Raw genomic sequence first — 21512 nt, 5'->3', positions numbered from 1 at the left:
CGGTTTTACTTGCGCTTTACGGTCGAGGCGCCCGAGCTCTCAATCGTGTTGTTCGTGCAGTTGCCCGAGTAGGTGATTTTCGAGGCGCTGCTGGCCTCGGCCGTCAGCTTGCTCGAGCAGTTGACGCGGGCGTTCGAGGCGCCCGAGGCGCTGACGACGCAGGTCGTGGTGACGAAGTCCTCGGCGTTGAAGTTCGAGGCGCCCGAGACCTCGATGCTGGCGAAGTTGGCCGAGCCCGAGGCGTTGATTTTCGAGGCGCCCGAGGCATCGAGCAGGCAGCGGTCGGCCTTGGCCACCAGGTTGAGGTTCGAGGCGCCCGAGACCTCGGCCTCGCAGACATCCATGTCGCCGCCCACTTCGGCCTTCGAGGCTCCCGAGATGTCCAGGGCGCAGGTGCCGCACTTGACGACGGCAACCAGCTTCGAGGCCCCCGAGAGGCGCAGCTTGAGGTTCTTGCTCTGCAGTACGGGTTCGGCGACAATCTTCGAGGCGCCCGAGGCGCGCAGCCGGTTCAACCGGCCGTCGGTCGGGACGGTGACGCGCAGCGTGACGTTGGTCAGGCTCGTGCACTCGCCTTCGAAGCCGATGGTAAGCGTTCCGTCCTCCACCTTGACCTCGACATACTCCATCATGTTGTCGTCGGTCTCGACCACGGCCGGACCCGAGCCCGTGGTGAGGGTTACGTTGGCGCCGTTGCTGACCTCAAGGGCCGTGAAGGGAGCCACCGCAATTTCGCGGGTGATGAGTTTGCCGCTCCCCTTGCAGCGTTTGCCGGGCCATGCGGCCTGGGCGTTGAGCGACGAGCCGACCAGAGCGGCGAGGAGCAGAATGGCGGTGATGAATCGTGTTTTCATGGTATTGGTCTTTTTTTGATGGTTATTCCTGTGGTTTTCCGTGACGGATGACTTGAATCTGTCGGACGAGTTCGTCCCACGCCTCGTCGAGCTGTGCGAGGCTTTCGCGTCCCTTCTCGGTGAGCGAGTAGTACTTGCGGGGAGGTCCCTGCGGGGACTCCTCCCAGCGGTAGGTGAGCAGTCCGGCGTTTTTCTGCCGGGTGAGAATCGGGTAGAGCGTACCCTCGACCACAATCATCCGGGCCTCCTTGAGCTCGGCGATGATTTTCGGCGCGTAGGAATCCTCCCGCGAAAGAATGGCGAGAATGCAGTATTCAAGGATGCCCTTGCGCATCTGTACCTTTACATTGTCTTCAGCCATGACGTTATCGGTTTAGGGTGTAACGGTCGGGAGCGTTCGGGATGATAATCCAGAGCAGGATGTAGACCCAGAGCGAGAGCCCGCCGAAGAGAATCAGAATCAGGGTGACGATGCGAATCGTCGAGATGTCGAGTCCGAAGTATTCGGCAATTCCGCCACAGACGCCGCCTATGACGCGGTCCGTCGAACGGTAGAGTTTCGGTCGTGTGTTCGTATTCATGGTCAGGTCTTTTTAGTTGTCGGTTTCGGGGGCGTTCGGGATGACAATCCAGAGCAGGATGTAGACCCAGAGCGAGAGTCCGCCGAAGAGAATCAGCAGCAGCGTTGCGAGCCGGATGGGGGTCGGGTCCGTATCGAAGAACTCGGCGATGCCGCCGCAGATGCCGGCTATCGAGCGGTCCTTGCGCGAGCGGCGCAGCTGGCGGCGGAGCACTTCGCGGGGCTGCTCTTCGCATTCGGCCTCCTCGCCTCCGCTGCGCGGAGCTCCGAAGTCGTCGGGAGCACCCATCTGTGCGATGGCCGCCTGGACGATGTCGAGGGTGACCACCCGCATCGGTGTGTTCACCTTTTCGCGGAAGATTTCGGCCATGCGGCGCTCGATGTCGTCGAGCGTCTCGGTATCCCCCTCGGGCAGCCGCCTGCGGATGTCGGCGAAGTAGGCCTTGAGCTTTTCGTACGCGTCGCGGTCGAGTGTGAATGCCAGCGAGCCGATGTTGGCGTTGATGGTCTCTTTCATGGTCGCAGGTTGTAAATTTGTAAGGTTATTTTTTGATATAGGTTATTTTCGTACTGCAAATATAATGCGCGGAAATGTATTATGCAATACAAAGTACTAATTTTTCTCGAAAAAATGTGATTTCTCCCTTTCCCACGGTCCGAGGCGGGGTGGGGCGGGGGCGTGCGGCCGGAAAATCGTCGAAAAGCGGAGCGGTGTGGAGCAGGAGCCGCTTTTTTTCGTACCTTTAGAAAACCTAAAACCCAAATTAACCTTTCAACCATGAAATTCTTCATCGATACGGCGAATCTCGACCAGATTCGCGAGGCCAACGCGATGGGCGTGCTCGACGGCGTGACCACCAATCCCTCGCTCATGGCGAAGGAGAACATCCGCGGCGAGGAGGCGTGCCACCGCCACTACGTCGAAATCTGCAACATCGTCGACGGCGACGTGAGCGCCGAGGTGATTGCCACCGACTTCGAGGGCATGGTGCGCGAAGGCGAGCAGCTGGCGGCGCTACACCCCCACATCGTAGTGAAGCTCCCCTGCACGGCCGACGGCATCCGCGCCGTGAAGTACTTTGCCGGGCGCGGCATCCGCACCAACTGCACGCTGGTCTTCTCGGTGGGACAGGCGCTGCTGGCGGCCAAGGCGGGTGCGACCTACGTCTCGCCCTTTGTCGGACGTCTGGACGACATCTCGGAGGACGGCGTGGGGCTCGTGGCTCACATCGTGCGCGTCTATCGCACCTACGGCTATCAGACGCAGGTGCTGGCTGCCTCGATTCGCCATACGAACCACATCATCCGCTGCCTCGATGCGGGGGCCGACGTGGCAACCTGCCCGCTGGCCGCCATCAAGGGGCTGCTCAAGCATCCGCTTACCGACAGCGGTCTTGCCCAGTTCCTGGCCGACCATGCGCGGGTGAATGGATAGCTCCGCCGCGCGGAACGGTTGAGGCAGACCTGCCGGTTGGCGGGTCTGCCTCTTTTTTGTTGGTGGTGCTGCGCCGTCTTTGCCGGTCGCGCTGTGCCGTCTTTGCCGGGGCAGTGTCGTCTTCGCTGGAGGGTGCACTGCCTTGTAGTTTCTGCCGCCCCCGCCGGGTCTTCGTCCCTTTCGCCGGAGCTGCGCTGTCCTTGTGGCTTCTGCCGCCCTTGCCGGGACCTCTGCCGTTCTCGCCGGGGCTTCTGACTCTTTTGCCGGTCTCTGTCTCCTTTGCCGGCCTCCGCAGTCCTCGCCGAGTCGCTGCCTCTTCGCCGGGGTCTTCTGCCGCCCTTGCCGGAATTTCGCTGTCTCTATTCGGATGCTTTTGCCCGCTGTCCGGCTTGCTTCTGTGCCACCTTTATAAAAAATGCCCTGCAACCCGACGGTTGCAGGGCGTTGTCGTATGCCTTTCGGCGTCGGGGGCTTAGTCCTCGAACTTTGCCGAGAGGAACTCGCGGTTCAGACGCGCGATGTGGGCAATCGAAATCTGCTTGGGGCACTCGGCCTGGCAGGCACCCGTGTTGGTGCAGTTGCCGAAGCCCAGCTCGTCCATCTTGGCTACCATCGCCTTGGCACGGCGGGCACCCTCGATGCGGCCCTGCGGCAGCTTGGCCAGCGACGATACGCGGGCAGCCACGAAGAGCATCGCCGAGCCGTTCTTGCAGGTTGCGGCGCAGGCACCGCAGCCGATGCAGGCTGCTGCATCCATCGACTCGTCGGCATCCTCCTTCGGAATGGGAATGGCGTTGCCGTCGGGCACCGAGTTGGTGCGTACCGAGATGAAGCCGCCGGCCTGGAGAATCTGGTCGTAGGCGCTGCGGTTGACCACCAGGTCCTTGATAATCGGGAAGGCGGCCGAACGCCACGGCTCGATGGTGATGGTCGCACCATCCTTGAAGCGGCGCATGTAAATCTGGCAGGTCGTGGCACCGTCGCCCGGACCGTGTGCACGGCCGTCGATGTGCAGCGAGCACATGCCGCAGATACCCTCGCGGCAGTCGTGGTCGAATGCCACGGGCTCCTTGCCCGCATGTACGAGGTCGTTGTTCAGGATATCGAGCATTTCGAGGAACGAGGTGTCCTCCGAGATGTTCTCGACCTTGTAGGTCTCGAACGCGCCTTTGCTCTTAGCGTCCTTTTGACGCCATATCTTTAATGTAAAATTCATAGTTTCAAATTGTTATTAAAGTTCAACGTCAAAATGGCATTAGTCCTTGTAGTTGCGCTGTGCCGGGTGTACGAACTCGAAGTTCAGCGGCTCCTTGGTCATCTCGGGAGCCTCGTCCATACCCTTGTACTCCCAGACGGCGGCGTATACGAAGTTCTCGTCGTCGCGCTTTGCCTCGCCCTCTTCGGTCTGGTGCTCGACGCGGAAGTGACCGCCGCACGACTCCTCGCGGAGGAGGGCGTCACGGGCCATCAGCTCGCCCAGTTCGAGGAAGTCGGCCACACGGAGCGCCTTCTCCAGCTCGACGTTGAAGTCGTCGGCGCGGCCTACGACCTTGACATCCTTCCAGAACTCCTTGCGCAGGGCCTGGATTTCGGTGATGGCCTTCTCGAGCGACTCCTTCGTACGGGCCATGCCGACGTTCTCCCACATGATGTGGCCCAGCTTCTTGTGGATGTCGTCCACCGACTGCTTGCCGTTGATGGAGAGGAGCTTCTCGATGCGAGCCTTGACGTTCTTCTCGGCCTCGTCGAATGCCTTGGTGTCGGTCTTCACCTTCGGAGCCTGAATCTTGTGCGAGAGGTAGTCGCCGATGGTGTAGGGCAGCACGAAGTAACCGTCGGCCAGACCCTGCATCAGGGCCGAGGCACCCAGACGGTTGGCCCCGTGGTCCGAGAAGTTGCACTCGCCGATGGCGTAGAGGCCCGGGATGGTGGTCATTAGGTTGTAGTCAACCCACAGACCGCCCATCGTGTAGTGCACGGCCGGGAAAATCTGCATCGGCTGCTCGTAGGGGTTCACGTCGGTAATCTCCTCGTACATGTCGAAGAGGTTGCCGTAGCGCTGCTTGATGCGCTCCTTGCCCAGACGCTCGATGGCAGTCTTGAAGTCGAGGAATACGGCCAGACCCGTCTCGTTGACACCGTAGCCGGCATCGCAGCGCTCCTTGGCGGCACGCGAAGCGACGTCACGCGGCACGAGGTTGCCGAAGGCCGGGTAGCGGCGCTCCAGATAGTAGTCGCGGTCCTCTTCGGGAATGTCCGAGGGCTTCTTGGCGCCCGAGCGGATGGCCTTCACGTCCTCAAGCTTCTTGGGAACCCAGATGCGGCCGTCGTTACGCAGCGACTCCGACATGAGGGTCAGTTTCGACTGCTGGTCGCCGTGTACGGGGATGCAGGTGGGGTGAATCTGCGTGAAGCAGGGGTTGGCGAAGCCGGCACCCTTGCGGTAGCACTGGAATGCGGCCGAGCCGTTCGAAGCCATGGCGTTGGTCGAGAGGAAGAAGACGTTGCCGTAGCCGCCCGTGGCCAGCACGACGGCGTGGGCGCCGAAGCGCTCGATTTCACCCGTAACGAGGTTGCGGGCGATGATACCGCGGGCCTCACCGTCCTCGATGACGATGTCGAGCATCTCGTGACGCGGGTAGCTCTTCACCGTGCCGGCGGCAATCTCCTTGTTGAGGGCCGCATAGGCGCCCAGCAGCAGCTGCTGTCCGGTCTGGCCGCGGGCGTAGAACGTACGCGATACCTGCGCGCCGCCGAACGAACGGTTGGCCAGCAGGCCGCCGTATTCGCGTGCGAAGGGGACGCCCTGAGCCACGCACTGGTCGATGATGAGGTTCGAAACCTCGGCCAGACGGTAGACGTTGGCCTCGCGGGCGCGGTAGTCGCCGCCCTTGATGGTGTCGTAGAAGAGACGATATACCGAGTCGTTGTCGTTCTGGTAGTTCTTGGCTGCGTTGATACCGCCCTGAGCCGCAATCGAGTGTGCGCGGCGGGGCGAGTCCTGGATGCAGAATACCTTGACGTTGTATCCCAGTTCACCGAGCGAAGCGGCTGCGGAGGCACCGCCCAGACCCGTTCCGACGATGATGATGTCGAGCTTGCGCTTGTTTGCGGGGCTTACGACCTTGATAGCTGCCTTGTGGTTGCTCCACTTCTGTGCGAGTTCGCCGGCAGGAATTTTTGCATCTAATTTGAAAGCCATATCTGTTGTGTGTTTATTTTTTGTTGAATCACTTAGCCGTGTCGCATGCCTTCCCTCAGGGATTGCACCGCGGGCCGGAGAGCCGCGCGGAAGCCGGCATGCGGAGCCGGACCGGAATTAGCATGCGCCGCAGCAGCAGATGCTCTTGAGGAAGAAGATGACAACCACCAGCGCGAAGCCCAGGAATACAATCGTGGCGACGATGTTGGCGATGCACTTCAGACGGGGATACCACGTGTTGTTGGCCCAGCCCACGGTCTGGAACATCGACCACACGCCGTGCGTGAGGTGGAACCACAGGGCGGCAAACCACAGCAGATAGATAATCACGTAGTACCACTGCGAGAAGGTGTAGGCGATGAGCGAAGCACCGTCGGCGGGGCCGAAGCCCAGCGAGTTCTGGTGCTGGCCCATGATTTCCACGAGCTGCATCTTCGACCAGAAGTTGAACAGGTGGAGCAGCAGTCCGCCCAGGATAATCCATCCCAGCAGCAGCATGTTCTTCGAAGCCCACTGTACGCCCTTCTCCTTGACCGTGACGGCGTAACGCTCGTTGCCTCGTGCACGGTAGTTGTTCACCGTGAGGACGAGGGCGTAGATGAAGTGAATCAGTACGCCTGCGGCCAGAACGACGGTGCCGGCCAGTGCATACCAGTTGGCGCCCAGGAACGCGCAAATCGAGTTGTAACCCTCGGGCGAGACAATCGCCACGACGTTCATGGACATGTGGAAGAGGATAAAGAGCACGAGGAAACAGCCTGTCACGCTCATTACTAACTTCTTGCCAAGAGATGAATTGGTTAAAAAGCAGCTCATAATAATTGAAAAATTTGTTTATATTTGTTTGTGATTTGTGTTCCCGAGCGCAAATATAGCCATTGTTTGCGGAATAACAAAGCTCGGAGCCGGGAATTTGACGGGAATTTTGTACTGAAACTGAACATGGAGAGACGAAGCAAGAAGGAGATACGCGCCGCGATGAAACGGCTCAACCGTTCGTTGCGGGGCGAGGTGCGCGCCGAGGTTTCGGAGCGGCTCTTTGCGGCGGTCGAGCGGCTGCCGTTTTTTGCGTCGGCGCGGACGGTGGCGCTCTTTGCGGCGCTGCCCGACGAGCCGGCCACCGATGCCGCGCTGGAGCGCTGGAGCCGCACGAAGCGGGTGGTGCTGCCGCGCGTCGAGGGGGAGCGGATGTCGTTCGTGGCGTACGACCCCGCGACGCTCCGCGAGGGGGCCTTCGGCATCCTCGAGGCCGGCCCCGACGCCGTGCCCTGTCCTCCCGGAGAGATAGACCTGGTGGTGGTCCCCGGTACGGCCTTCACCCTGGCGGGCGGGCGCATGGGGCGCGGCCGCGGATACTACGACCGCTACCTCTCGGACCCCCGGTTCCGGGGCGTGAAGGTCGGGGTCTGCTACGCCCACCAGGTGGTGGCCGAGCTGCCCCTCGAGCCGCACGACGTGCTGCTCGACTGCGTGGTCACGCCGCCGGGGCCGATGGCTCCAGCGGAGCTTGTGGCCGCCTTGCGCGGCGCCTTCGGCTGGGAGGCTCCGCTGCCGCTGCTCTTCGGCTATGCGGAGGAGCCCGGGCGCGTGGCACCGCTGCGGGCCGGCTGCCTCTTCCGCGAACTTGCCGAGCTGCGCAGCGAGGGCGGCGCGTGTGCCTTCAACGCCTCGAACATCGGTTGCGGCGGAGGCCGTTTCTATACGGGATTCGCTCCGCTGCCGGCGCGCGTGCCCGATTTCGTGGCCTGCCGCGAGCGTTACAAGCAGAGCCCCGAATCGGTGGCGGAGCATGTGCGGCGGCTCGACGTGCGGCCGGCACCCCGTCCGTGGCTCCGCTTCGAGCGGCTCGATGCGGCCGCGAGTTTCGAGGGGGCCGAGGGGCTGCTCTTCTTCGCCGGGCCCGACATGCTGGCGGGGCTCTTTGCCTGGGCCTCCTACGACAACGATGCCGAAGATGCCGTTGCGGCCCCCTTCGGCTCGGGGTGCGGCGTGATGATTGCCCGGGTCGTCGAGGAGAACCGGCGGGGCGGGCAGCGCTGCTTCCTGGGGCTCTTCGACCCCTCGGTGCGGCCGTGGGTCGGGGCGCATGAGCTGGGCTTTGCGGTGCCCGTGTCGCGTCTGGCGTCGATGTGCGCATCGCTGCCGGCAACGGCTCTGAGCGGTACGGACGGTTGGCTGCGCGTGCGCGAACGGATGGAGGCGAACGGTGCGGAGTGATTCTATGTAATGTAAAGAATATGGAGCAGAACAACGGAGTGAAGCGGCGGAGGGTCGCGCTGGTGCTTGCCGGCGGCGGAGCCCGGGGCGTGGCCCACATCGGGGCCATTGAGGAGTTGGAGCGGCGCGGCTATGAGATTGGAGCCGTCGCCGGAACGTCGATGGGGGCGCTCGTGGGCGGCATGTACGCCTCGGGCCACCTCGAGGAGTTCAAGGAGTGGATGTGTGCGCTCGACCGCTACCGGGTCTTCAGTCTGGTCGACTTCACCTTCAGCACCGAGGGGCTGGTCAAGGGCAGCCGCGTCATCGAGGCGATGAAGGAGCTGATTCCCGACATGCGCATCGAGCAGATGCGCATCCCCTTCACGGCCGTCTCGGCCGACCTGCTGAGCGGCAGTGAGGTGGTCATCGAGCGGGGCGGGCTCTACGATGCGATTCGGGCCTCGATTGCCATCCCGTCGGTCTTCCGTCCGGTCCACCGCGACGGCATGGTGCTGACCGACGGCGGAATCGTCAACCCGCTGCCGCTCAACCGCGTTCGTCGCTGTGCGGGCGACCTGCTGGTGGGGGTCGACGTCTGCGCCCCCTTTGCGGGTGCGGGGAGTGCCGCCGCGGATGCGGAGGCGTCGGAGGCGGCTGCGGGCGACACCCGCGAGGGGCTGTGGCACGGGGCCGGACGCCGGGCCCGCAGCATCGGTGCGGCCGTAGGCAAGCTGCCGTCGCTGAACTACTACAAGCTCATCACGGCGGCGACCGAAATCATGACGCAGCACCTCACGCGGCTGATGTGCCGGCTCTATGAGCCCGACATGCTCTTCGAACTGCCGGCCGACCGTTTCGGCCTGTTCGAGTTCTACCGTGCGCAGGAGATTGTCGAGGCGGGCGCCGAGGCGGCGTGCCGGGTGCTGGACCGCTGGGAGGCGGGTGCCGACGCCCGGGGCGACGAGGACTCCGTGCAGCGTGACGAGGGGCTAAGATTGTGAGCCGCCGGCTGCTTCGGCACGGTATTTGCGACCACCGGATACAGCGGGCGGTACGTATTGGATGCAAAAGAAAAAGCGACGGTCCGCAATCGAAGAATTCCGTAAATTCGGTGACGCAACTTTACACTTTTCTTGGGCCGTCGCAAGGTCGTCCGGGCATCCGGATATTCGGCGTGAGCGGCCGGATTCCGTACGACTCACAAAGATAACGAAAGTTCCCATACTTGGGGCCTCTTTCTCCGGAAAAGGGCCGGGAGTGTCCAAAAGGCCAAGAGGTCGGACCTTTCGCACCATCGGTCTCCGTCTGCGGAGCCGCGACGCGGGCGTCCTGCCGCGGACGAGCATCGTGCGTCCTGCCGCGGCCGGGAAGAGGGGAAACAAAGGGAGCGGAGCTCCGGAGACCGTTGTGGTTTCCGAAGCTCCGCTCTCTGTTTGTCTGCCAGCCGGGCCCTATTTCTTGCGGCTGCGCGGTGCAAACTCGGCCGTCTTGCGGTGGCTGTCCCGGCCGATGGGGATGCCGATGCCGGCCGTGACGTGGGCCGTGCTCTGCCGGACGGGAATCCACTGCGGCGTATGGCGCGAGGTGAGCAGGTCGGTGGCGATGAAGAAGTGCAGCCACCGCGGGTGGATGCTCAGACCCAGCCCCACGGCGCCGCTGCGGTTGTCGAGCGCCGAGTAGCTGCCCGTGAAGGTGAGCCATCGCGTGGGCTGGATGTTGACCGAGGCGGTGATGTTGTGCACCGTCGAGTAGTTCAGGAAGCGGAGCGTGTAGAGCAGTCCGATGCCGATACGGCGCTTCCAGAGCTTGTACTCCAGTGCGGCGTTGACCGAGGCGCGCAGCATCCGCGTAGGTGCGGAGCTCTCCACGGGGGTGAATCGCAGCAGCTCGAGGTCGAAGTCCGGGGCGGGGGTGCCGTTGTCGGGAACGTCGACGCCCGTGAACTCGGTCTCGCGCGAGGAGACGCCCGTGACGCTCTTCCGGTCGCTCCAGCTGATGAAGCCCAGGTCGGTGACCGCCAGCGAAGCCTGCAGCTGGGGCAGGATGTCGTACGTGGCGCCCAGGTCGACGGCAAGTCCGTAGCCCGAGGGCCCCTTGGGGCTCGTCTCGAGGTCGCCCAGCCCGAAGAGTCCGCTCTCGGTGTCGGGGTTGGCCTTCGTGCCGTCGGCCGTGATGTCGATGGTGCCGTGGGTGGCGACGGCCCAGCGGTCGTTCTGCAGCGTGACGTCGAAGCGGTCGTAGTCCATCTGCATGCGGGCCAGTCCGACCAGCAGCTTGCCGCGGAAACCGATGTAGAGACGGTCGTCGAGCAGCGGCATCGAGTAGTTGAAGCCCGCCTCGAGGTAGCTCTCGGCCATCAGTCCGATGTCGCTGATGTGCCCCTCCTCGCCGCGTTTGAGAAACTCGAAGAGCGAGCGGGGCAGGGTGGTCTCCTCGGAGGTGCGCAGCGCGAGGTCGAACGACCAGAAGTTCTTGTGGTTGGCGGTGAACATGCCGATGCCGAAGAGGTTGATGCGGGTTTCGGCACCGATTCGGTTTTGTGCGCTCAGGCCGCTCAGCGCCACGTCGGCCGGCACGGAGCTGTCGAGCAGCGTGACGAGCCGCCCGTTGCGCGGGTAGAGTATGTTGTCGAGGGCGACGTTGCCGTTGATTCCGACCTCCATGCCGCCGATTCCGGGCAGGTTGACGTAGCCGCGCTGCGGGGCGAAGGCGGGGTTGAGCTGCGAACGGTAGGTCGACCCCTCCATGAAGTACAAGGTGGGATTCTGGGCGGCAAGTCCGGTTGCGAGGAGCAGCGCCGCCAGCAAAAGGGTTGCTTTTTTCATTGCGGGAGTCGGTTTAGAGGTCGAACTTCAGTGCGCCGTGCTTGACCAGATGGAGGCTGATGTCCACCTGCGTCGGGTTGCCCTCCTGGGCGTCGGGGCCGAAGCCCTTGCCCGGGTAGTAGCGCTCCACAATCATGGGGATGTCGAGGTCGATGCCGCGGACAATCGTGCGGATGTCGTCGGCGAAGAGGCGCGTGGCGGGGAGCTCGTTCGTGGCGCAGTTGGCTTCGATGGTCGAGGTGAAGGTCACCGCAGTGGGGCGGAAGAGGGGCGAGATGCTCAGCGTGACGGGGAGCCGGTTGTCAATCGTTCCGCGGAGGTGGAGCGTATTGGTCGGGTTGGCCGTCTCGCGGGGGTCGAGGTTGTCGGCCAGCATGTCGACCACCTCGTCGCTGATGTCGATGCGGTCGACGCGGTAGCTCAGATTCTCCATGTTGACGTCGAGCCCCGTCAGATACCCCGTCGCCAGCGCCTTGACCTCGACGCCGAGCCGTTCGCGCATCGTGGGGTCGTCGGTGTAGGCGGTGACGAATGCACTCTTGAATTCATCGCGCGATACGCCCGGCAGCAGCTCCACGAAGGAGTCGTAGTACTTCTGCTGCAGCAGCGTGACCACGGCGTCGAGCTTCGCGGCGTCGGTGGTCATCTGCGCGAGCAGCTCCGGCAGCACTTCGTCGTCGACGTAGGCCGCATCGTGGAGCAGCCGCTGCACGTCGGCATAATAGCCGTTCGCATCCTCATCGGGCAGTCGGGTCGGAAGCCAGATGTCGGCCTCCTCGAAAATCCGGTCGATGCGTGTTCCGTCGTTGTTGTTGATGTCGTCCATCGTGATGCGGACCCTGGCCAGCGGCGCCTCGAAGGTCGATGTCTCGTCGCCGATGGTGATGTTGTCGGCGTCGACGTTTCGCAGGTCGTAGTCGTTGTCGACGCAGGCCGTCGCAAGAAGGACGAAAAGCATGAAAATAGAGAGTTTCTTCATAACCTTTCTTAAAATGTCGCACAAAAATAGCACAAGGGGAAAAACAAACAATAAAAAGGAGGTTTTTATCAATTTAAATTTCGTGATATATTTGTTACATTTGCACCACGTATGAGTGAAACGGTCCGCGATTCGCTGAAGGAGCAGGTCTCCCGGCTCCCCCTCTCGCCCGGCGTCTACCAGTTCGTGGACCGGACGGGGACCATCATCTATGTGGGTAAGGCCAAGAGCCTGCGCAAGCGGGTCTCCTCCTACTTCGTACAGAGCCGTGAGCACAGCGCCAAGGTGCGTGTGATGGTGAAGCAGATTGTCGAAATCCGCCACATCGTCGTGGGGAGCGAGACCGACGCCCTGCTGCTCGAAAACTCGCTCATCAAGACGCTCCAGCCCCGCTACAACATCCTGCTCAAGGACGACAAGACCTATCCGTGGATTGTCGTGCGGCGCGAGCCCTTCCCCCGCGTGCAGTCGACGCGTACGCTCGTGCGCGACGGTTCGCAGTACTTCGGCCCCTACGGCTCGGTGATGATGCAGCACAGCGTGCTGGACTTCATCCGCGAGGTGGTGCCGCTGCGCACCTGCAAGCTCAACCTCTCGCCCGAGGCCATCGCCCGGGGACGCTATACGGTCTGCCTGCAGTACCATCTGGGCAACTGCAAGGGGCCCTGCATCGGGGCCCAGAGCGAGGAGGAGTACGACCGGCTGGTCGACATGGTCGTCTCGGTGCTCAAGGGCGACCTGCGCCCCGTGCGCACCTACCTCGAGGGGGAGATGCAGCGGGCGGCCGAGGCGCTCCGCTTCGAGGTGGCGCAGCGCTACAAGCAGCGCCTCGATGCGCTGGACAACTACGCCGGGCGGTCGGTGATTGTCAGCGCGCGGATTCGCGACGTCGACGTCTTCTCGCTGCTGCCCGACGACGATGTGGCCTACTGCAACTTCGTGCGCATCCGCCACGGCTCCATCATCGGCGTCTCGACCGTGCGTCTGACAACGGGTGTCGGCGCCGACGAGCGCGACATGCTGACGCTGGCCATCCAGCACATCGTCGAGCAGATTGGCGGCGGCGAGCTGGCGCGCGAGGTGATTGTCCCCTTCCTCCCCTCGACGACGCTGCTCTTCGACGGGGTGACCTTCACGATTCCCAAGCGCGGCGAGAAGCTCGAACTGCTCGAATTCTCGCAGAAGAGCGCCCGCATCTACCGGGCCGAGCAGCTCAAGAACCTCGAAATCAAGAATCCCGAGCGCCATACCGAGCGGCTGATGAACGCCCTGCAGAAGGAGCTGCACCTCGACCGCCAGCCGCGCCACATCGAGTGCTTCGACAACTCCAACCTTCAGGGCTCCAACCCCGTGGCCTCGTGTGTCGTCTTCCGCGACGGCAAGCCCTCGCGGAAGGAGTACCGCCACTTCAACATCAAGACGGTGGAGGGGCCCGACGACTACGCTTCGATGCGCGAGGTGGTCTACCGCCGCTACAGCCGCCTGCAGGCCGAGGGGGCCGAGCTCCCCGACCTGATTATCGCCGATGGCGGCAAGGGGCAGATGGGCATCATCCACGAGGTGCTGGAGGCGCTGGGGCTCGACATCCCGATTGCCGGTCTGGCTAAGGACGACCGCCACCGCACGGCCGAACTCTACTGCGGCTATCCGCCGCTGCTGGTCGGACTGCGCCCTACCTCGCCGCTGTTCCACTTCCTGGCGAGCATCCAGGACGAGGTGCACCGCTTCGCCATCACGTTCCATCGCCAGAAACGCAGCAAGGAATTCATTCACAGCGAACTGGAACAAATCGAAGGGGTGGGGGCCAAGACCGTCTCAACGCTGTTGGCCCACTTCCGCTCGGTGGCCAAGGTCCGCGCGGCCAACATCGGCGAGTTGTCGGCGCTGGTGGGCAGCGCCCGGGCGCAGCGAATCTACTCCTTCTTCCATCCCGAGCAGTGACTCCTGTCGGTCAGTAGGGGCGGATGGAGGAGCGGAATCGACCGCTTTTTGTCGCTGACACCGAATAAATTCGGACCAAAGTTTTTGAATTGGTGAATTTTTTATACCTTTGCTGTCCCGATTCGCTCGACCGTGAGAGAGTCTGCCCGGATGGCGGAATCGGTAGACGCGTTGGTCTCAAACACCAATGACAGCAATGTCGTGCCGGTTCGACCCCGGCTCCGGGTACCATGAAAATCGCTTAATCTGTTGATATATACGGATTAAGCGATTTTTATTTTCTGGATTTTCCCCACATTTTCCCCACACGTGCTGTGAAAGATGTTTTAATCCACCTCTTTTACCCAATCATGCGCATGTTTTGTTATGATCTTTCGGGTAGTGTCAGCGGAATATCTGGATAGAGTGTTTCGTAGGGTTGCATCGGCTCCAGAGTTTGCGGACGACTGGCCGAGCGGAGAAAATTCCAGAAATCCGCGGGAAAGTGCACGACTTGTCCCACATGGGAGCGAAGTGTGGTCAACACCACACGGCCATCGCTCAGCCGTCCGATATGTTCGAGTTTTTCGCTGCCGAACATCCCGGGACGGATGCGTAGCACTTCGCCCGTCGGGCGATTCCAGAGTCGGGCGAAATCCAGGCGCATCGAATCACAAGCTCCTTTGATTAGCGTCCAGTCGTCTCCAAACGGGAGTAGGTTCGACCAGGGATCCACATTCTGCATACGGGTGGCCCGGCAGCGGCGCGTGTCGATGTCGAGTTCCAGCAGCCGGGCAACCACCTCCCGGTTCGAGAAGCCGCACATTACCAGTCGGCCGGTTCCGGGTACAGGGATGGAGCCGTTGAACCCGTCGCCGCTCAATATGTGGAAGCCCAGCGGAGTGAGCGTGCCGTTGTCGTAGCGATAGGTCTCTTCGCCGTGTGCAAGGAGGATGCGTCCGAGTCCGTCGCAGGCGAACCTGCAAGGGTGCTGCGCCTTGGGCAGGGGAAAACGCTGGACGCGCTCCACTCCCTGCGGATTCATCGTGAGGATCGTGGCGCTCTGCCGGTCGCCGAAGCAGAGGTAGCGGCCGAACCATCGGGGCCGCTGGTCGAAGAAAAGAAAGGGCGATTCCTGTTTTGGCAGGTCGCACAGCCGCTTCCAACTGTTCGCTTCCAGGGGATTCTTGCCCCCGAGAAGCATCCAGCACTGCATGGGCGGAATGTAGTAAAACGCCGCATAGAAATCCATCTCCGGGGAGTAGGTCAGGCAGCAAAACCGGTTCCAGCGCACCTTGACCGGTTGCAGCGGCCGCTGGCGGAGGTCGGCGACGAAATTTCCCTGCCACTCCTCCGCATCGCGGCTTTTCCACCTCCCGCTGCAGAAGTCGCCGGCCAGCGCGTCGAGCATGTAGTCGGCATCATCGGGCCATGGCACCTCTTCGCAGGGCATCGTACGCCTAGGATCGAGTGCTCGGGCCGGAGTGCCCGGTGCACGCCCTGGCTGCTTCAACTGCCGACAATATTGACCCGCCTTTCCGCAAGCCTTTTCGAAATCCGCAACGTGAGCCTCCGGTTGCAACGTGAGGAGGTAGATATCGTCGCCGTCGAGGTCGTAGAGCCGGTATCCGTGGCAGGTCAGCTCCTGCCCGAGAGCAGCAAGTCCCTCTTCGTGCGAGCGGCAGGCATATTGCACCCCAATCTCGTCGAATCGGGCTTCATGCAGCACCGAAATCCCTTCGCCCCATTTTTTACGCATCTCAGCCAGCGAGTCGTTCACATCCCCGTCGTATTTGAGCAGGTCCAGCGCCTCCTCTACGGCCCGCTCGACCTCCGGGAATTGGCCTTTCCCTGCTTTTCCTGCCGACATGCCGCCCGCATCGTCCTCTGCTTTCGTCTGGGCCTCTTCTTCGGCTTGTCCGATCTCCGAAGGCTTGTGCCCGAGCTGATTCTCGAGCATCTGAAACACCTTCACGTGGGCCTTTCGGATTCCCTGACTCGTGTAGACCATCACGGGTTTGCGCACCAGCCGGATACCGAACCCTTCGAGCACGTCGAACAGTTCCGGAAGCTGCAGCGGCGTGAACATCCGGTGCTGCATCACGGGGCGGTCTTCGATGAAGAGATCGCCGTGGCCTTCGTTCCATAGGCCGCGCGTCGTGTTGTCGTCGTTGCGGAGCGAAATCTCGAAGCTGTTGTGCTGGCGACAGCTGCCGTAGAGGCTGCGGGGACTGTTCAGCTGGAGTGTCAGCACCACGCGCCTGCGCCACTCTTTCTTCGGAGCCGCCGGGTCGGCATAGGGCTCGCCGTCGGAGGAGAATTGCGTGATGACCTCCCATTCGTATGACTCGGGCCACGGAATCCCGGCGGCCTCCAGCCATCGGAAGGCCTCCAATTGGTGCGTAACGGTGTCGTAGAAGCCTTCAATCCGACTTCTGAGTTCCTGCAGGTGGGGAAATGGAAATCCCTCCAGCAGACGGACGATGCGCCGCAGCAGGAACAGCTTCGCGGGATCCTCGACCATCAGTATGCGCGCCAGCACGAGCAGATACCGCACGGCCTCCGGCTCTGCCGAAAGGGCGAGAAGCGCCACACAGTACCAGAACCCCACGATGTCGTAATCCTTCGGAAGGCCCGTCGTGCGTTGGCGTTCGCGCTCCGTGGGCGAGGTCGGGAGGATGGCGTAGTTGTCGAGTGTCGCCGCAACGGCCCGTACCACCTCCGCGTCGGCGGCGAACGGCTCCATGCGCAGCACCTCCTTGAGATTGAGAGGAGCGTGGATGAACAATCCGAGTTTGCGGTTGAGTGCATCGATTTTTTCGACCGTCCCGGGAGTGCATCCGGGCAGCGGGGCGATTTTCAACGGTGTCATGGTATCGGGCTTATATTGGTGAATGGATATCTTTTTCCTGTGCAGTGATTGCCTCTGTCACCCTGCGGATGTTCCGGCGGGTATATCCAAACGAGACGATCGAACTGCGCTTGCCGAGGTCATTGATGCTGTTGATCCAGATGCCGCCGCGGTCGTGCGCGACGAAGATCTGTTCACCCCACGTGGCGCTCCACCATGCGGGATGGGTGTGTGCGACAAAAAAATCCCGGTCCATGTGGTCGATCGTCCAGTCGTACTGCTCGGCCAGCTCCCGAAGCAAAGCGTCGATCCGCTCTGGCGGCAGCACCGTTTTTCTCCAGAGGAAGAAAAGCCTGCGGTATTGGAGGCGGAAGAGGACGAAAGCCACCGGGACGCAGACACCCGAGGTCCAGAGAAACACATTTGTCGAAATGGACGCCATCCCTGTGAGTGTGATGAGAGCCAGGAAGAGCGGAAGATAGAGGAGCATGATTGGAAGCAGGTAATGGGCCCAGACCCCCTCGGCGTTGAGCGGCAGCCTGCGGTGTCGCCGAATGAAGCCGGCCGTATCGACCCGGGCTTCGTTGCGGCATCCAATCCGAATGAATACTTCAACGAGGAGCAGACATCCGATTCCCGCCACCCATAAAAGAAAGGTGGGAACGGCATTTAGCTCCGGTGCTCCGACCTGGATCGTCAGTACGCCGTCGTAGGCCACCCCGTCGAACGAGAGGTCCCGGCAGCGAAACCGGTACTCGCCCTTTTTGGCGGGAGCGAAGCGATAGAAGTGCCGGCAGATACGTGTCATGGTGCCGTTGCTCCAGGATGCGGAAGAGGAACTGCGAAGCCATGTCAACGGTGTCCCCTCCTCCGTGATGATGGTCGGAGTTTGGTCGGCGTATTGGTTGCTGGAGAGCAAAATCTCGTAGTCACCCCGAGCCCGCGGCTGAACGGCCCCAATCGAGAGACAGCTGCGCACGGTGTCGCATTCCGGGGTGGCGGCGTGGAGCAGGACCGCCCGGGCGGCGTTTTCCGGTACAACATTGAAGTCGGGAAGGTCGTCTGTCGGAGCCTGTTCGCCTTGTACACTCCAGATTGGAAGTGTCAGTGCGAGCAGCAGTCCGAATCTGCGCCGAATAACTTTTTCCATATCACTCGACGGCAGTTTCGAAGGGTGAACGGTCGAGCAGGACCTCCTCGGGAATCCCGGCCGACCGGGGCCAGTAAAGCTCATCCTTCGTATCATCAATCCAGAAGAGCGGCAGCATCAGGGGCAGATACTGGAACAGGTGGCGACCGTCGGTCAAACTGGCGAAGACCACGATGAAGGTATTCATTCGCATGCGCTCGTCCCAGGCAAAGCGCCACGAGAGATAGAGGTTCTGCATCCGTCCGGGACGGGTTGTCACATCCACGTCTCCCTCTTCATCGGGCATGAAATGGCCCGAGTCGAGCGACAGCTCACCCAGCTCCATGATGCCCTCGGAGGCTTGAAGAACACTTATGGCCTTGAAACACTCCCCGCGGCGGATCGAGCGGTGGGGAATGGTCGCGCGAACCACCACCCAGACCGAATCCCCGTGCAGGATGGCGTGCTCGACCTCAAAGCGCACCTGCGGACGTTCGAGGGGTTTCAGACGGCGGTTTACCACCTCGGCATCCCGATACAACCAGGTCGATTCGGAGGCCACGAAAGGTGGGTTGATTTCCTTGGATTTACGGGTGCTTGCGCAGCCTGTGGCGGCGAGTAGAAGGATGGATGCAATCCAGAGTCGGAATTTCATGATTGGTCTGATTTTGATTCATTCTGTTGCCACGGGCAGCTCACCCACGGGCTCTTGGGGTTGCTCAGCAGCACGTCGGCCATCGTCTTCATCACCGAGTTATAGGCCCGTTTGCCACCCCACAGCGAACGCCCGAGGATGTAGCTCATGGCCAGTTCGCGCCACGATCCGCACGCCTTGTGCGCCAGCGCATCGGCCCGGCCGATGTACGCCCATGCCTCCTCTTCGGTGAGATAGCCCATTTCGCAGCAGGCGCGCGCCAGAAAGACCATGCGCCCGGCATCCCAGCCCGTCACGTTGCAGCGGCCGAGCTCCTCCTTCGAGGCGACCACGCCGCACGAGAGGAGTTCGTCAAAGGTCTCCCGCAGGTTTTCGAGTTGCGACGAGGCCTTGTCGTAATCCTCCTGCGAGGTCATCCGCTGCTGGAGGAGTTCGTCCTGCCGTTCGCGGCCGTCGAGCCGAAAGGCTTCGAGCACCGTGGGCCAGTAGTAGCGGAATCCCTTTTCACAAAGGTAGTCCAGTTGCTTGCGGGCCTCGGCGGCGGAGTCGATGCCCCACCAGCCGCCCACAATCTCGGGCAGCGCGTCGAAAATCCCTGTCTCCAGCGAATTCTGCCAGGCCCCCTGCTGCGAGGCGTACATCGCCCCGATGGCCAGTTGGCGGCCGTGTTCGTCATCGAGCGTCGATTTCGGATTCAGGCAAATTTCCTGAAACGACCGGCGCAGCTTGCGCACCGTTCGCCAGACCCGGCTGCCCTTGCGGTAGAGCCACGTCAGGGCACCGACCGCCACGGCGGCCAGCATCACGTAGAATTCAGGTCCCCGTTCCATCGTTTCGGCGTTGTCGGGGTGCTATGCGTTCCATGGAATCTGCCGCCAGAGCGACTGTTCCTCTTCGAGCAGCGCGGTGACAATCTCCCAGGCGGTCTGGCAATCCTCCTCGTCGCCGTGCCAGACGCCGCGACCCATGGCAAAGCTGCGTCCGTACTCCTCCCATGACGAGAAGTGCTCGCGGGCGGCATCGGCCGCCACTTGCATCACCTGCCACATCTCCTCCTCGGAGAGATAACCGGCGTGAAGGGCCCAGCGTCCGAGGTTGGCAATGCGCACCAGATCCCACGCGATGACCGTCCGCGGAAGCATTTCAGCTGTGCAATACCCGTTTTCGACCATAAACTCCGCGATGGCCTGCACATCCTCGGCCTTCTCTTCGGGATCGCCCGCTTCGGGCTGGTCGCCACGCATGAGCGCCAGCGCCGCGTCGGCATCCGCATGGTGTCCTTCGTGGAGCAGCCACCGGACGATTTCGAGCGTCGATTCGCGGTCCGTAATGTTCCACCAGCTCTGAAGTTGCGCGCGGTAGGTTTCGGGCAGGACCTCGCTCTCGACGGCATCCACCGCCTCATCGTTATAGACCAGCAGCGGTGCGGCAAAAGCCATCAGTCGGCGCTGCTCCGCAGTCAGCCGGCACGTCGCGGCGTGCCTGATCTCCCAGCCGTCGTCCTCGCCCAGCCAGTCGAGCGCCGCGGCATTTGCTTCGCGCAACTCCTTTTCGAGACTCCCGTCCTGCATCGCCTGCATGGTTGCGGTGGCCTGCGCCATATTGTGTCGTGCGGCCTCGGCTACGGCGGCGGCATCCACACCTCCGAGCGTTCCCATGGCGGCCTGCTGCGCCTGAATCTCCGCCAGATTGGGCATGGCAGCCTGCATCTGGGCCATGATTTGTGCCTGCATGTCGCCCATGTCGGGCATCCCCGGAATCGAGCCCATCATTGCGCGCATCTGCTCCAAGGCCACCTCCTGCGCCGCCCGGGCAATCTCCTCCGGGCATTGGGGTTTCATCTTCTCGTTTGCCATGTTCGGTATGTTTTAAGGTTTTCGATCCATTTTATCCTTCGGCGCCGGCCGTGAGCAACAGTTCGACAATCTCCGAAAAGCCGCGTTCTCCGGCATAGTAGAGCGCAGTGTGCTGGAGGTTGTCTGCCGCATTGACTTCGGCATGACGCTTCACAAGCAGGCGCACTATTTCGTTGTTCCCGGCACGTGATGCCACGAGCAGGGGCGTCTCGCCCACCCCGTTGCGGGCATCGATCGACGCTCCAGCCCCGAGCAGTCTCTCCACGAGGAAGCGATTGCCCGCTTGTGCCGCCCAATGCAGCGGCGTTGTCCCGTCGGGCAGCGGACGGTTGGCATCGGCTCCGGCGTCGAGGAGCATCCGGGCAATGTGCAGATTACCGCGTCCGCACGCCACCAGCAACGGTGTTTCGCCCGCATCGTTCGGCGCATCGAGTTGCGCTTTCGAGTCCGCGAGCAGTGTACGCACGACCTCGGCCTGATCGTTGTAGACCGCCTGGTGCAGCGGCGTGTTGCCTTCGGCATCACGGCTGTCCGTCGCGTCGGATCCGTTTTGGCTCAGCCGTGCCACCACCTCCGTCAGCCCGTGTACCGTGGCGTAGTCCAGAGCGCGGTGTCCCGTCTGGTCCGTAGCCTCGGTATCGGCACCGCGGTCAATCAACCACAGCGCGGCACCCGTGCGTCGGTTCTCCACGAGCCGCATCAGCGGCGTGCAGCCCTCCCGGTCGGCGGCATCCGGTTCGGCCCCGGCATCGAGGAGAAGGGCCAGAATCTCGCGATTGCCCTTTCGGGCGGCGGCGTGGAGCGGCGTTTCGCCCCGGTTGTTTACCAACGAGGCATCGGCTCCCTTATCCAGCAGCAGCACCGCCAAATCCCGGTATCCTTCGCGGCAGACGTAATGGAGCGCCGTATTGCCCTCGGCATCGCGCCGGTTGAGGTCGATGCCGCCCCGTTCGAGGAGGATTTTTACGATGTTTTTCTGCCCGTTGCGGCAGGCGTTCAGAAAGGTCTGGAAGGTATCCATAGCGTT

Annotated in this window: 19 protein-coding genes and 1 tRNA gene; 5 read left to right on the top strand and 15 right to left on the bottom strand. The window is 62.3% G+C overall.

The window, feature by feature from the left end:
* Positions 1 to 5: 5 nt before the first annotated feature.
* Genes C8267_RS05540 through C8267_RS05525 form a run of 4 tightly spaced genes read right to left on the bottom strand, consistent with a single transcriptional unit; the run spans position 6 to position 1951 of the window.
* Positions 6 to 854, bottom strand: coding sequence for a head GIN domain-containing protein (locus tag C8267_RS05540; protein WP_106633968.1), 849 nt, complete (start codon positions 852 to 854; stop codon positions 6 to 8).
* 22 nt (positions 855 to 876) lie between these two features.
* Complete coding sequence (locus C8267_RS05535) at positions 877 to 1215, bottom strand: PadR family transcriptional regulator (protein ID WP_087361653.1); 339 nt, start codon at positions 1213 to 1215, stop codon at positions 877 to 879.
* 4 nt (positions 1216 to 1219) lie between these two features.
* Positions 1220 to 1435 (bottom strand): PspC domain-containing protein, encoded by a 216-nt coding sequence (locus tag C8267_RS05530; protein ID WP_106633967.1) that lies wholly within the window; start codon positions 1433 to 1435, stop codon positions 1220 to 1222.
* Between the two features lie 12 nt (positions 1436 to 1447).
* A complete protein-coding gene (locus C8267_RS05525; protein WP_106633966.1) occupies positions 1448 to 1951 on the bottom strand; it encodes a PspC domain-containing protein in 504 nt (167 codons plus the stop codon).
* 261 nt (positions 1952 to 2212) lie between these two features.
* Here C8267_RS05525 and fsa point away from each other — a divergent pair, with 261 nt between their 5' ends.
* Positions 2213 to 2869: a fructose-6-phosphate aldolase gene (fsa, locus tag C8267_RS05520; protein ID WP_106633965.1), complete on the top strand. Its 657-nt coding sequence runs from the start codon at positions 2213 to 2215 to the stop codon at positions 2867 to 2869.
* Positions 2870 to 3341: 472 nt separating this feature from the next.
* On the opposite strand, the gene C8267_RS05515 is transcribed toward fsa, so the two are convergent.
* The 3 genes from C8267_RS05515 to C8267_RS05505 form a co-directional block, all read right to left on the bottom strand.
* The gene (locus C8267_RS05515) at positions 3342 to 4085 is read right to left on the bottom strand and encodes a succinate dehydrogenase/fumarate reductase iron-sulfur subunit (protein ID WP_087361649.1); all 744 of its coding nucleotides are present in this window, start codon (positions 4083 to 4085) and stop codon (positions 3342 to 3344) included.
* A 39-nt stretch (positions 4086 to 4124) separates the two neighbouring features.
* Positions 4125 to 6071 carry a fumarate reductase/succinate dehydrogenase flavoprotein subunit gene (locus C8267_RS05510; RefSeq protein ID WP_106633964.1) on the bottom strand — a complete coding sequence of 649 codons (1947 nt, stop codon included), beginning with the start codon at positions 6069 to 6071 and terminating at the stop codon, positions 4125 to 4127.
* Positions 6072 to 6188: 117 nt separating this feature from the next.
* Positions 6189 to 6887: a succinate dehydrogenase cytochrome b subunit gene (locus tag C8267_RS05505; RefSeq protein WP_106633963.1), complete on the bottom strand. Its 699-nt coding sequence runs from the start codon at positions 6885 to 6887 to the stop codon at positions 6189 to 6191.
* A gap of 126 nt (positions 6888 to 7013) precedes the next feature.
* Here C8267_RS05505 and C8267_RS11125 point away from each other — a divergent pair, with 126 nt between their 5' ends.
* Both C8267_RS11125 and C8267_RS05490 read left to right on the top strand, forming a co-directional pair.
* The gene (locus C8267_RS11125; protein ID WP_317046021.1) at positions 7014 to 8288 is read left to right on the top strand and encodes a 5-formyltetrahydrofolate cyclo-ligase; all 1275 of its coding nucleotides are present in this window, start codon (positions 7014 to 7016) and stop codon (positions 8286 to 8288) included.
* Positions 8289 to 8308: 20 nt separating this feature from the next.
* Positions 8309 to 9271 carry a patatin-like phospholipase family protein gene (locus C8267_RS05490; protein ID WP_106633962.1) on the top strand — a complete coding sequence of 321 codons (963 nt, stop codon included), beginning with the start codon at positions 8309 to 8311 and terminating at the stop codon, positions 9269 to 9271.
* Between the two features lie 450 nt (positions 9272 to 9721).
* On the opposite strand, the gene C8267_RS05485 is transcribed toward C8267_RS05490, so the two are convergent.
* Both C8267_RS05485 and C8267_RS05480 read right to left on the bottom strand, forming a co-directional pair.
* Complete coding sequence (locus C8267_RS05485) at positions 9722 to 11095, bottom strand: DUF5723 family protein (RefSeq protein ID WP_106633961.1); 1374 nt, start codon at positions 11093 to 11095, stop codon at positions 9722 to 9724.
* Between the two features lie 13 nt (positions 11096 to 11108).
* Positions 11109 to 12053 (bottom strand): hypothetical protein, encoded by a 945-nt coding sequence (locus tag C8267_RS05480; protein ID WP_106633960.1) that lies wholly within the window; start codon positions 12051 to 12053, stop codon positions 11109 to 11111.
* 132 nt (positions 12054 to 12185) lie between these two features.
* Here C8267_RS05480 and uvrC point away from each other — a divergent pair, with 132 nt between their 5' ends.
* A complete protein-coding gene (gene uvrC / locus C8267_RS05475; protein WP_106633959.1) occupies positions 12186 to 14015 on the top strand; it encodes an excinuclease ABC subunit UvrC in 1830 nt (609 codons plus the stop codon).
* A gap of 144 nt (positions 14016 to 14159) precedes the next feature.
* Positions 14160 to 14246, top strand: a tRNA-Leu gene (locus C8267_RS05470).
* A gap of 133 nt (positions 14247 to 14379) precedes the next feature.
* On the opposite strand, the gene C8267_RS05465 is transcribed toward C8267_RS05470, so the two are convergent.
* From C8267_RS05465 to C8267_RS05440, 6 genes are read right to left on the bottom strand one after another with little or no spacing between them, the layout of a single operon-like run.
* Positions 14380 to 16866, bottom strand: a complete 2487-nt coding sequence (locus C8267_RS05465; protein ID WP_106633958.1) for a hypothetical protein — start codon at positions 16864 to 16866, stop codon at positions 14380 to 14382.
* Between the two features lie 10 nt (positions 16867 to 16876).
* Positions 16877 to 17995 carry a hypothetical protein gene (locus tag C8267_RS05460; RefSeq protein ID WP_106633957.1) on the bottom strand — a complete coding sequence of 373 codons (1119 nt, stop codon included), beginning with the start codon at positions 17993 to 17995 and terminating at the stop codon, positions 16877 to 16879.
* 1 nt (position 17996) lies between these two features.
* Complete coding sequence (locus C8267_RS05455) at positions 17997 to 18629, bottom strand: hypothetical protein (RefSeq protein WP_158699725.1); 633 nt, start codon at positions 18627 to 18629, stop codon at positions 17997 to 17999.
* Positions 18626 to 19459 carry a DUF1266 domain-containing protein gene (locus C8267_RS05450; RefSeq protein ID WP_106633955.1) on the bottom strand — a complete coding sequence of 278 codons (834 nt, stop codon included), beginning with the start codon at positions 19457 to 19459 and terminating at the stop codon, positions 18626 to 18628. Before C8267_RS05450 ends, C8267_RS05455 begins: the two co-directional genes overlap by 4 nt.
* A 21-nt stretch (positions 19460 to 19480) precedes the next feature.
* A complete protein-coding gene (locus C8267_RS05445) occupies positions 19481 to 20485 on the bottom strand; it encodes a DUF1266 domain-containing protein (RefSeq protein WP_106633954.1) in 1005 nt (334 codons plus the stop codon).
* Between the two features lie 31 nt (positions 20486 to 20516).
* The gene (locus tag C8267_RS05440) at positions 20517 to 21506 is read right to left on the bottom strand and encodes an ankyrin repeat domain-containing protein (RefSeq protein ID WP_106633953.1); all 990 of its coding nucleotides are present in this window, start codon (positions 21504 to 21506) and stop codon (positions 20517 to 20519) included.
* Positions 21507 to 21512 lie beyond the last annotated feature (6 nt).

It is taken from the genome of Alistipes sp. Marseille-P5061, assembly GCF_900290115.1.
GTDB lineage: Bacteria > Bacteroidota > Bacteroidia > Bacteroidales > Rikenellaceae > Alistipes > Alistipes excrementigallinarum.
The sequence above is the reverse complement of the archived record's forward strand: the minus strand, read 5'-3'. Positions and strand labels throughout refer to the sequence as shown.